We start from the raw sequence: 12420 nt of genomic DNA on the forward strand, positions 1-12420 counted from the left end.
ATTCAAGTGTACCGCGTTTTGCATAATCATCCAGAAACGAATGGTATTTTACCCCAATTCCGAATTTCGACATCAGAATAATAAATGCCACGAATCCAACAATGTTTAATCCCCCAACCTTAATTAACAGAAGAATTACAAATTGACCTTTAAAGGTAAAATAGGTAGAAACATCCACCACCGATAACCCGGTTACACAGGTGGCACTTGTGGAGGTAAATAATGCATCAATAAAGGACATTGACCCCGGCTGAGTGGTCATTTCCGGCAACATCAATAATCCCGTTCCTGAAAAAATGATGATTAAAAAAGTGAGCAGGAAAAGTGTGGCCGGGTGCAGTCGTATAAAAGGGATGATTTTATAGGTACGTGTCACCTCAATCATCACTACAAAAAAGAAATAGAGCTGAATAAATACAGTGGAGAATTCTGCGAATCCCGAAAAGCCAATGCTCTCAAAAAAAGTCTGCAGCAACATTCGGCCGGTAATCATGTTGGATACTCCTTCCACAAAAAGCACCATCATCATCAACGCTTCTATCCAGTGATCACGAATGAATTTACCGGGTTCAAAATCGTAAAAAAGCCGAAGAAAAAAATGTGTTACATAAAATGCAAATGAACATTTAAGTAAAACAATACTGAACTCGGAAGTATGTTCATCCTGAGGGTAACCATAATAATACACGAGTGTACTTATGGCACCTAGGGTGACAAAAATATTCAGAAAACGAAAAACAGCTAATACTGTGTTTTTACTATCGTAAATAAACAGATTAACCTTTTCTCTGAATTTTTGCAGTATCCCCATTACACTAAAAACTCTTTAATCGCTTCCTGTATAAGTTGCTCCTTATCGATAGGCACTACTCCTACCCGCTCGCAAACCAATCCGCCTGCCAGATTCGATAATTGTGCTAAAACCCGGATATCACTTTCCCTGGCTAAACACAAAGCCGCTACAGCAATAACCGTATCTCCCGCACCGGATACATCCGCAATATTTCTAACATGCGCAGGAAAAAATAATTCTTGCACATCTTTTTTTATCATAACACCCATTTCACTTAAAGTGATCAGGGAAATTTCAGGATGCAATTGTTTTTCAAGTTCCTTTACGGCAAAAGAAAGTTGCTCCTTATTTGATTTATCAATTTCAATCTTTAATCCTTCCCTTAACTCTTTCAGGTTTGGTTTAAAGAGGGTGACGTTTTTATAACTGAAAAAATTATTTTTTTTGGGGTCGACACAGGTTGCTATTTTTTCCTGATTAAAAAAAGCAATTAGCGTTTCAATCACCCGGTGAGTTAAAACTCCTTTATTGTAATCTTCGAATACTACTACTTTAGGTTTAACCTGAGAAGTAAGTGATTTTACGGATTGAATAAAGCGGTTTTCCTCATCGGAATTTAAGTCATCCGTTTGCTCTTCATCCACCCGCATCATTTGTTGCGATTGCGAAATAACACGCGTTTTAACAGTGGTAATTCTTCCCTCAGATGAAATAATTCCATGCGCCGATAGTCCCCAACCGCGGACTAATGCTTCCAATTCTTCACCTTTTCGATCTGCACCTACCACCGAGCAGATATAAGGTTTAGCTCCCAGCGCTAATAGATTTAAGGCAACATTCGCAGCTCCACCCAGGCGATCTTCTTTTCGGGTAACATTGATTACAGGTACAGGCGCTTCAGGCGAAATGCGTTCAACTTTTCCCCACAAATAGGCATCGATCATTACATCTCCAATCACCAATACCGGTGTATCGGAAAACGACTTAATGAAAGCGCTGATGTCCATATTCATTTTAAAAGTGCCAGTGTATTTTTTAACCGCTTCATGGCTTCAGTAATCAGATCTTCGGATGTAGCATATGAAATACGAATACAATTCGGCTCACCAAAAGCATCACCTGTGACAAGGGCTATTTGACCGTGCTCGAGTAAGAAGAGACAAAGGTCATCGGCATTATTTATTTTCTGACCATTATACGATTTTCCATAGTACGAATGAACTTCAGGAAAGACATAAAATGCTCCCTGAGGAATGTTAGTTCTGATTCCCGGAATATCTTTTAAGAGCGATAAAATCAAATCGCGGCGTTTCAAAAATGCTTCACGCATCGGCAGCGTTAATTTTGGATCCGCCAGCATTGCGGCCTTCGCTGCTTTTTGTGCAATGGAGCAGGTACCTGAAGTGATTTGTCCCTGCATTTTATTACAAGCATCCGCAATAGTTTTGGAAGCACCGATAAAACCAATTCTCCAGCCCGTCATGGCAAATCCTTTGGAGACACCATTTACGGTTATGACTCTGTCCTTAATCGATTCAAAGGCTGCCAGACTTTCATGTTTGCCCATAAAGTTGATGTGCTCGTAAATTTCATCGGCAATGACATGCAATCCCGGATTTTTTTCCATCACCCGTGCAATACCGGCCAGTTCTTCTTTGGTGTAAACCGAACCTGTGGGATTACATGGTGTGGAGAAAATCATGAGTTTGGTTTTAGCGTTTACCGCTTTCTCCAATTGTTCCTCTGTAATTTTAAAATCGCTTTCGAGTGACGTTTTTATAAATACACATTTTCCTTCGGCCAGTTTCACCATTTCTTCATAAGAAACCCAAAATGGTGTTGGAATAATGACTTCATCTCCGGGATTCACCAAACTCATCACCACATTGGCAATGCTTTGCTTGGCACCGGTGGAGACAATAATTTGTTCCGGCGAATAATTCAATTGATTATCCCGCTTAAACTTTTCAGAAATCGCTTCACGCAAATCCTGATAACCATTCACCGGGGTGTACTTGGTGAAATTATCCTGAATAGCTTTTACAGCAGCTTCTTTAATAAAGTCTGGCGTATTAAAATCGGGTTCGCCTAGGCTGAGATTGATGATGTTCATCCCTTTGGCGCTGAGCTCGCGGCTCTTTCTTGCCATAGCTAAAGTGGCAGATTCGGTCAGGTTGTTGATCCGATCGGAAAGATGGTTCATAGTCTGGTATTCGATACAAATATAAAGTTTTGACCGCTCCACAAGGAAATAAAGTCGGAATATTCGTCCAATATCCAATCATCCCGATTAGTGTCCACTGGTGTAGTATTCCCCTAATTTGCTTTTTTTGCCCGTATTTTTGATTAGTCAAATTCTATCTATGAAAAAACAAGTGTTGAGTTTGTTCCTTGCCGGCGCACTGCTTCCGGCCATGGCACAACAATCGCAGAAGATCAAGTTTACCGAGTATGATCTTCCTAACGGACTTCATGTAATTCTCCATGAAGATCACAGTACCCCTATTGTAGCGGTTTCTGTATTGTATCACGTGGGATCTAAAAATGAGGACCCGAAACGTACTGGTTTTGCTCACTTTTTCGAACATTTATTGTTTGAAGGATCGGAGTATATCGGTCGCGGTGAGTACATGAAACTCATTCAGGAAAATGGAGGAGTTTTAAACGCGAACACGTCGTTCGACCGCACCTTTTATTTCGAAATCCTTCCTTCAAACCAGTTGGAATTGGCTTTGTGGATGGAATCGGAACGTATGTTGCATGCTAAAATTGATCCGGAAGGAGTTGAAACCCAACGCGGCGTTGTAAAAGAGGAGCTAAAGCAACGAAACGAAAACCAACCCTATGGTTCCATTCTCAACGAAATTTTCGGTCATGCCTTTACCGATCATCCTTATCGCTGGACCCCCGGTGGTTCTCCTGAGTATATCAACCAGGCGAAGCTCGAAGAGTTCATGGATTTTTACCATACGTTTTATGTCCCCAATAACGCCACCCTTTCCATTGCCGGCGATATTGATGTGAAAAAAGCGAAAGAATGGATTTCCCGCTATTTTGGTGACATTCCAAAAGGAACAAAAGAGATTCCGCGTCCGAAAATCGTTGAACCACGCAAAACCAAAGAAGTAAGAGACACGGTTTACGATCCGAATATTCAATTACCCGCTGTAGTCATGGGCTATCATATCCCTGCACAAGGCACTCCTGATTATTATGCGGTATCGATGCTTGGAACTTTATTATCCAACGGAAAAAGCTCTCGTTTATACAAAGGAGTTGTTGATGAAAAACAAAAAGCATTGTTTGCAGGAACATTCCCTTTACCAACCGAAGATCCGGGTATTGCATTAGCATTTGCCATTGCGAATATGGGTGTAAATGCTCAGGATTTGGAAGCTGCCATTAATGAGGAAATCACTAAAGTTCAAAACGAACTTATTTCTGAAGAAGAGTTTCAAAAACTGAAAAACCAAATGGAAAGCGATTTCATCAGCGGTTATTCAGATATGGCAGGTATTGCAGAAAACGCAGCTAACTACCATGTTTATTTTGGTGATGCCAACCTCATCAATAACGAACTTGAGCGCTATATGAAAGTTACCAGAGAAGATATTAAACGTGTGGCCAATGAATATTTCCGTAAGGAAAACCGTGTGGTGCTCTATTATCTTCCTAAGCAATAATCATCAATAAGTACGACCATGAAATTAAAATCTCTTATCATAAAAAGTGTATTGTCGGCCACCCTTGCGGTGATGATGATTCCGGCAATGGCACAGACGAAAGTCGACCGCAGCAAAAAACCGGTTGCGGGTCCTGCCCCTAAAGTTCAGATTGGCAAAATTGAATCCTTCATTATGCCAAACGGACTTAAAGTTTTCGTTGTAGAAAACCACAAACTTCCGAAAGTTTCCTACTCCATTCAATTGAACCTCGATCCGATTCAGGAAGGCAATATTAAAGGCTATTCTGAGATTATGGCTTCTTTAATGGGGACCGCCACCAAAACGCGTTCTAAAGATCAAATCAATAAAGAAATTGACTTTATCGGTGGAAATTTAAGCGCTTCTTCGGAAGGTATCTATGCTTCTTCACTTAAAAAACACAATGAGAAATTACTCGAAATCATGAGTGATGTTTTGTTGAATCCTGTTTTTAAAGAAGAGGAACTGGATAAAGTAAAAAAACAAACACTTTCCGGATTACAAGCCAGCAAAAATACGCCTGAGGCGATGGCTGCAAATATTTCCGGAATCATGAACTACGGAAAAACACATCCTTATGGAGAAGTTACCACTGAAGAAAGCGTAGAAAAAGTTTCATTGAGCGATTGCCAATCTTACTATGAAACGTATTTCAAACCCAATGTTGCTTATTTGGCCATTGTTGGTGATATCACGCTTGAAGAGGCAAAAAAACTGACCGAAAAATATTTTGGCACCTGGAGAAAAGGTGATGTTCCGAAGAGCTCAGTTCCTGAAATTGTAAATCCTTCTTCAACAAAAGTTATTTTCGTTCCACGTCCGAATTCTGTTCAATCCAGCATTCACATCACTTACCCGATCGACCTTAAACCGGGTAGTCCGGATGAAATGAAAGTTCGTGTATTAAATGAAATTTTAGGTGGGGGAGCATCTGCCCGTTTATTCCGTAATCTGCGCGAAACCTATAATCTTACTTATGGAGCCTACTCCACCATGGCGAGCGACGAATATGCAGGTCATTTCGAAGCCTATGCTGAAGTAAGAACTTCGGGAACCGATTCTGCCGTAAACGAATTCATGAAAGAAATTAACCGTATTCGTGCAGAGAAAGTTGAAGCAGCGGAGTTGCAAGGTGTGATTAATGCCATTACCGGTAAATTCTCCATCTCCCTCGAAAATCCTGCTACCATTGCGCGTTTTGCCATCAACATCGATAAATACAATTTACCGAAGGATTATTATGAAAAATACCTGACGGAATTATCGAAAATCACCATTGAAGATGTTTATGCAACCGCACAAAAATATATTCGTCCGGAAAATGCGTACATCGTAGTTGTTGGTGACCGCGATAAAATGCCTGATTTCATCAATCGCTGGAAAGGTAAAAACGCAATTGAATATTACGATCAGTACGGAAATCCATTTAAAGAAACCAAACCGGTTCCTGAGGGATTAACCGCCGAAGGATTGTACAAACTTCACATCAATGCCATTGGTGGTGAGGCCAACATACGCAAAGTAAAATCGAAAGTGGTAAAAATGTCGGCCGATATTCAGGGATATAAAATTGAAATCATCAGCAAAAAATTGTACCCTAAGAAAAAAGGTCTTTGCAAAACTTCCGAAAGTGTTATCCTTAACGGCGCCATGCTTGCACAGAAAAAAGTGTTTGACGGCACCAAAGGAAAAATGTCGGGCATGGCAGGTGAATCGATGATTGAAGGTGAAGAACTGGAAGCAGCTAAACTGGAAGCAGAACCTTATCTGGAGCTACGCTATATGGAATTAGGCTATAAATTGAGCCTGATCGGTGTAGATGAAATCGAAGGTGCTGATGCCATCAAAATGGCTATTACTGATCCAAAAGGTAAAGTAGAATACCAATGGTATGATGCTAAAACCTACTTCCTGGTAAAAACGGAGAGTACCACTGAAACACCGCAGGGACCAATGACGGCGACTTCTTATTTAAGTGATTATAAAGAAGTGAATGGTGTAAAATATGCACATAAAATCAAAACTGAGGCGGGTCCGCAAATCATGGATTTAAATGTGACCTCCATCGAAATCAATCCTAAATTAGATCCGAAAGATTTCGAAATAAAATAAGGTAATTACTTACCCAACAAAAGGCGATACCTCTCCACTAACGGGGAGGTATCGTTTTTTTTACGGGCTTCTGCTAAAGCAGCATTGATATGGTGCTGGTGTTCTTCATTCCCCATTCTATACCATCGCAACAAGGCCTCTTTCATCAGGACAGGATTCAATGCAACACTTTCCACACCACCGGCATTTTTAAACGGCGTTTGATCGGAAGTTAAAACCGGAGTTCCCGACATTAAACTTTCGATGATTACGTGTCCAAAATTTTCACCCCGGGTGGGAAAGAATAAAAGATCATATTCCATCAGTAAAGAAGGAATATGTTTTGGTTCCACCGGTCCTCGGAAATCTACCTCAATACCTGCAGGGAGGTGGCGAGCCATATCCATGCATTTTTCACTGTAGTTTAAATCATAAATCGGACCATATACGTCCATACTCATGGGTGTGGCCCAGGCATCTGCCATTACGCTAATTCCGAAATCGATATTTTTTTCCGGGGCAACCCTGGCTATACAAACCATGCGCAAGGAGTCTTTTTTCTTTTTCGATAAACGAGAAACAGGAATAATTCGCTTCACCGGAAAATTATCTGCTACCAGAATTTTTGCACTTGCATGAATGGCTTTTTGAATATCGCTTGCTTCAATTTCGTTGGTGGCATGAAAAACCACATTTTTATAAATACCCGCAAAGCGGGCAAGGTTCAGAAATAACTTTTTTTTGCCCGATTTAACCTCTATAGCCGATTCAGCCAGCATCCCCCGGGTGGCGACAATAATCCGTTTTTTTGCACCGTATTTCCGGCAAAGAATCAGAGGCAGAATAGAAAAATTCCAGGAATAAATTCCGTTGATATAAACCATGTCAAAATCGGTATCCGCAATTAAACGGCGCAGATTTTTACGGTTCAGTTGGCCCTCGGAGAAATAATAAATTTTTTCACCGTTTGGACCATCATTCCAGGCGTCTGAAATAATTCCCGTATAAGGTTCAGCAGAGGTATAATCCGTATTTCGGGTAACCACCAGAAACTCATACTCATCACGAAGTGCTGTAACCATATTGGCCACGGATCGGATGGGTCCTCCGGCTTTAAAACCAGGGAGGTACCAGTCAATAAACAGCAATATTTTGGGTCGGCTTAGAATGGGGCAGAATATTTCACGAAGTTAACAATCCCCCGATTTTTTCACAGTCCTTATTTTACCCGTTTTTCCTTTTTCTCTGGTGCCTTTTTTTCTTATTTTCGCCCTTATTCTTTACAAACGATAAATCCTTATAACAATGGCTTTCGACATTGAAATGATTAAGAAAGTGTATGCTGAACTTCCCGGTAAAGTTGAAGCTGCACGTAAAATGTTAGGTCGCCCCATGACCCTGGCAGAAAAAATCCTTTACGCCCACCTGGCAGATCAGCTTCCTTCATCTTCGTATGAGCGTGGTAAATCGTATGTGGATTTTAATCCTGACCGGGTTGCCATGCAGGACGCAACAGCTCAAATGGCATTGTTGCAATTTATGCAAGCAGGTCGTCCGAAAGTTGCTGTTCCTTCAACCGTGCATTGCGATCACTTAATTACTGCAAAAGACAGTTCAAAGGCCGACCTCGACCGCGCTGTTAAAGTCAATAAAGAAGTTTATGATTTTCTTTCTTCCGTATCGAATAAATACGGAATTGGGTTCTGGAAACCGGGTGCAGGAATTATTCACCAGGTGGTATTAGAGAACTATGCATTTCCCGGTGGGATGATGATTGGTACCGATTCGCACACTGTTAATGCAGGTGGATTGGGAATGATTGCCATTGGTGTAGGTGGAGCGGATGCGTGTGATGTAATGGCAGGTCTTCCATGGGAACTAAAAATGCCAAAATTGATTGGTATTCGTTTAACCGGAAAAATGAATGGCTGGACATCTGCAAAAGATGTTATTTTAAAAGTAGCAGGAATCCTCACCGTTAAAGGTGGAACTGATAAAGTGGTAGAATACTTTGGTCCCGGAGCAGAATCCTTATCCTGTACAGGTAAAGGAACCATTTGTAACATGGGAGCAGAAATTGGAGCAACCACTTCCACTTTCGGTTACGACGATTCAATGGCCCGCTATCTCATTAGCACTGGTCGCGCAGATGTTGCTGAACTTGCAAACAGTGTAAAAGCGCACCTTACCGGTGATGCTGAAGTGTATGCAAATCCTGAAAAATATTTTGATGAAGTCATTGAAATTAACCTCAGCGAATTAGAGCCACACCTGAATGGTCCGTTCACTCCGGATCTTGCCACTCCTATTTCTAAAATGAAAGAGGAGGCACAGAAAAACGGATGGCCAACCAAAGTTGAAGTTGGATTAATTGGTTCTTGTACCAACTCATCCTATGAAGATATTGCGCGTTCTGCTTCATTAGCGAAACAGGCAGTAGATAAAAAATTAAAAACGAAAGCTCAATTCACCATCACTCCAGGTTCCGAACAAGTTCGTTATACCATTGAGCGCGATGGATTCATCAGCATCTTTAACAACATCGGCGCAAATGTATTTGCGAATGCTTGCGGTCCATGTATCGGTATGTGGGATCGTGCAGGTGCTGAGAAAGCTGAGAAAAACACCATTGTACATTCTTTCAACCGTAACTTCGCTAAACGTGCAGATGGAAATCCAAATACCTATGCATTCGTTGCATCTCCGGAATTAGTAACTGCTTTAGCTATTGCGGGCGACTTAACATTTAATCCGCTTACCGACACACTCACTAACGAAAACGGAGAACAGGTTAAACTTGATCCACCAAGTGGTGATGAATTGCCTAAAACCGGATTTGCCGTAGAGGATGCCGGATATCAGGCTCCTGCTGCCGATGGTTCCAAAGTAAATGTATTGGTAGATCCTGCATCAGATCGTTTACAATTATTAGATCCGTTTGCTGCCTGGGAAGGTGTAGATATTAAAGGATTAAAACTTCTCATTAAGGTAAAAGGTAAATGTACTACCGACCATATTTCAATGGCTGGTCCATGGTTAAAATACCGTGGTCACCTCGACAATATCTCCAACAATATGTTGATTGGAGCGGTAAACTTTTTCAATGAAAAAACCGACAACGTAAAAAATCAATTAACCGGCGCTTACGACAGCGTTCCGAAAGTACAGCGCGCCTATAAAGCTGAGCGAATTGGTTCATTGGTTGTGGGTGATGAAAACTATGGAGAAGGATCATCGCGCGAACATGCAGCCATGGAGCCTCGTCACCTCGGTGTACGTGCTGTTCTGGTAAAATCGTTTGCACGTATTCACGAAACCAATTTGAAAAAACAAGGAATGCTGGCTTTAACTTTTGCCAATAAAGAGGACTACAATAAAATTCAGGAAGACGATCATTTCGATATCGTTGGATTAACCTCTTTTGCTCCTGGTACTCCACTTACTTTGGTTATTCACCATAGCAATGGATCATCCGAAGAGATTAAAGTAAATCACAGCTATAATGCTCAACAAATTGAGTGGTTTAAAGCAGGTGGTGCACTTAATATTATTCGTGCCAGCTTAAAAGCATAATTGCAATTCAAATCAGAAGGGCAGAACGTTTTCCGCCCTTTTTTTTTGTAATTTTCTGATATGAAAAAAATCTTGCCCATTCTTTTTCTGGTTGTTATCTCTTCTATTGTTCATGCCAATCAGGATTCGGATAGTATTAAACATAAAAATAAACCGGTACCTTTTCTTGATACCAATTATGTGGCCAGGTACAAGGACCGACTCGTTGTTTCTCTATACCAAAGTTACCGTCACTATAATTTCGACTTCTGGCAAACCGGAATCACCGATACCCTCGGACTATCCCGCATGAATTATAAAACCCATTCCAATCATTCTACCGGGTTTGGAATTGATTATGATAAAATATCCTTTAGTCTAGGCTGGAAATCGCCCGTGGATGAAAAGGATGAGAAAACAAAGGGAATCACCAAGACCTTTAATCTGGCTTTTTCATTGAACGGAAAACGTCACCGCATAGAAACTTCTATTCGTTCTTTTCAGGGATTTTACGATGATGATTTAATTAAGTATGGACTCCCCATCAACGACAGCTCCATCCATTACCAGGATCCGAGTATGCATTTACAGGAATACAGAGGGAAGTTCTTTTGGTTCTTCAATAAGAAAAAAAGATTCTCCTATGCCGCAGCCTATTCCAATACACAGCGCCAGTTAAAATCCGCAGGAACATTATTGCTTATTTCCAATGTATACGGATTCAGAATTCAAAGCGATACAGGAATGGTTCCTTTGCCTGCTTCACCTATGTTTGGAACCGATGCCAATATCAACGGATTTCGTTCTATCGGTATTTCTTTAAACCCCGGCTTTAGTTATAATCTGGTTTTATTTAAACGCCTATTTGCCAATGCAACTTTTTCGTGGGGACCGGAACTTCAATTCAGGAAGATTTCACATAAAGACGGAATAGAAAAGACCTCCATCGACCTTGGTCTTTCCGCCTTGGATTATCGGGGATCAATTGGTTATAACGGAAAGTATTTCTACATCTATTGGTTTATAATGGGAGATGTAAATGCATTTGATCCACAAAATTTATCGATGGTTAAGTCCATGATTTACCAGGGTGGAATTTTTGGTTACCGTTTTAAATTTGAAAACAAATTCACCAAGTGGCTTCAAGCCAATAAAATTTATAGCTGGATATAAAAAAAATGTCCCGGAGTTACCGGGACATTTTCACTATTCATAAATTGAATTATTATTTTTTGCCTTTACCTTTTTCTTCTTTTACAGGCTCAGCAGGAATAGCAGCTACTGCATCTTTTTGAGCAGCACAAGTAGCACCACATTCCGATTTTACCGCTTCTAAAGCAGTTTGCCATTCAGTAACATTAGCATTTGCGGCATCACATTTCTTTTTCCAGTCTGCCATTGCTGTTTTTACTTCTTCTTCCTTTACTTCACCTTTTTCCACTTTCTCTTTCCAGCTAGCCCAGTCCTTACCATCTTTATCCCATGCAGCCATGAAACCATCGAATGTCGATTTAATTTCAGCTGTTTTCACTTTGTGACCATCGCATACAACTTGTAAAGAATCAACTGCATGTAATTGCTCAGGTGTTGCATTGGGTTTTAATGAATCAGGAACCATATGCGGGGTCATAGCCTGCATAGCAGAATCTTCGGCAGCGATTGTTTTTCCAAAAGCAGCAAGACCTTCACCTGCTTTTGTCCATTCTGCTTCGAATGCTGCAAGTTCTTTTTTTACTTCTTCAGAAACACCACCACCACAGGAGGTAAATAATACTGCACTAAATGAAAGTGCTAAAATTGAAAAGGATAACTTTTTCATTGCTTGATTGATTAGGGTTTAGGCCGCAAAAATATATTTTCCATTCACCCATTTTTAAATTGTCGAATAATTTTTTTGGCCTGATTTTTTCATGTCACTTTCCAAAAAATGCTATATTCACTTAACCAAATCAAAATCAATTATGAAGAATATTTTACGTCCCCTTGCAGTATTGGCTCTTGCCTTAACAACCTACATTAATAGTAATACTATTTCAGCTCAGGCAGTGGAAGAAGGCAATGTAACCTTAGACCCTTATTATGGATTTTTCAGTGTTGCCAAAGCTTTATTTACTGCAAACGATAATCAAACCATTGTGAGTAGTTCATTTATTGGTCCTGTTGGACTAAAAGGTGAATACATGTTCTCCGATAAAATGAGTATCGGTGCTGAGTTCAATTATACGGCGATGTCATGGCAATATGATGAAGTAGATTCTGCTTCATCCACTGTTTATCATT

10 protein-coding genes are annotated in these 12420 nt (G+C 40.5%); 5 read left to right on the forward strand and 5 right to left on the reverse strand.

Annotation, left to right across the window (positions count from 1 at the left end; all coding sequences use genetic code 11):
• From K1X56_13300 to K1X56_13310, 3 genes are all read right to left on the reverse strand, one after another.
• The coding region (locus tag K1X56_13300; GenBank protein ID MBX7095691.1) for a hypothetical protein at positions 1-811 on the reverse strand (811 nt) is incomplete at its 3' end.
• Positions 811-1800: a D-glycero-beta-D-manno-heptose-7-phosphate kinase gene (locus K1X56_13305; protein ID MBX7095692.1), complete on the reverse strand. Its 990-nt coding sequence runs from the start codon at positions 1798-1800 to the stop codon at positions 811-813. The genes K1X56_13300 and K1X56_13305, both read right to left, overlap by 1 nt.
• 2 nt (positions 1801-1802) lie before the next feature.
• Positions 1803-2996, reverse strand: coding sequence for a pyridoxal phosphate-dependent aminotransferase (locus tag K1X56_13310; GenBank protein ID MBX7095693.1), 1194 nt, complete (start codon positions 2994-2996; stop codon positions 1803-1805).
• A 160-nt stretch (positions 2997-3156) separates the two neighbouring features.
• Here K1X56_13310 and K1X56_13315 point away from each other — a divergent pair, with 160 nt between their 5' ends.
• A complete protein-coding gene (locus tag K1X56_13315; GenBank protein MBX7095694.1) occupies positions 3157-4476 on the forward strand; it encodes an insulinase family protein in 1320 nt (439 codons plus the stop codon).
• 18 nt (positions 4477-4494) lie between these two features.
• A complete protein-coding gene (locus K1X56_13320; GenBank protein MBX7095695.1) occupies positions 4495-6609 on the forward strand; it encodes an insulinase family protein in 2115 nt (704 codons plus the stop codon).
• A 5-nt stretch (positions 6610-6614) separates the two neighbouring features.
• Here K1X56_13320 and K1X56_13325 read toward each other — a convergent pair whose 3' ends face one another.
• Positions 6615-7736: a glycosyltransferase family 4 protein gene (locus K1X56_13325; protein ID MBX7095696.1), complete on the reverse strand. Its 1122-nt coding sequence runs from the start codon at positions 7734-7736 to the stop codon at positions 6615-6617.
• Between the two features lie 157 nt (positions 7737-7893).
• Between K1X56_13325 and K1X56_13330 the strand changes: the two genes are divergently transcribed.
• Together K1X56_13330 and K1X56_13335 are read left to right on the forward strand one after the other, a co-directional pair.
• The gene (locus tag K1X56_13330; GenBank protein ID MBX7095697.1) at positions 7894-10161 is read left to right on the forward strand and encodes an aconitate hydratase; all 2268 of its coding nucleotides are present in this window, start codon (positions 7894-7896) and stop codon (positions 10159-10161) included.
• Positions 10162-10221: 60 nt separating this feature from the next.
• Complete coding sequence (locus K1X56_13335) at positions 10222-11313, forward strand: DUF4421 domain-containing protein (GenBank protein ID MBX7095698.1); 1092 nt, start codon at positions 10222-10224, stop codon at positions 11311-11313.
• 52 nt (positions 11314-11365) lie between these two features.
• Here K1X56_13335 and K1X56_13340 read toward each other — a convergent pair whose 3' ends face one another.
• The gene (locus K1X56_13340; GenBank protein MBX7095699.1) at positions 11366-11959 is read right to left on the reverse strand and encodes a hypothetical protein; all 594 of its coding nucleotides are present in this window, start codon (positions 11957-11959) and stop codon (positions 11366-11368) included.
• A 142-nt stretch (positions 11960-12101) separates the two neighbouring features.
• On the opposite strand from K1X56_13340, the gene K1X56_13345 reads away from it, so the two are divergent.
• The coding region (locus tag K1X56_13345; GenBank protein ID MBX7095700.1) for a hypothetical protein at positions 12102-12420 on the forward strand (319 nt) is incomplete at its 3' end.

Source organism: Flavobacteriales bacterium, from assembly GCA_019694795.1.
Taxonomy (GTDB): Bacteria; Bacteroidota; Bacteroidia; order Flavobacteriales_D; family UBA2798; genus UBA2798.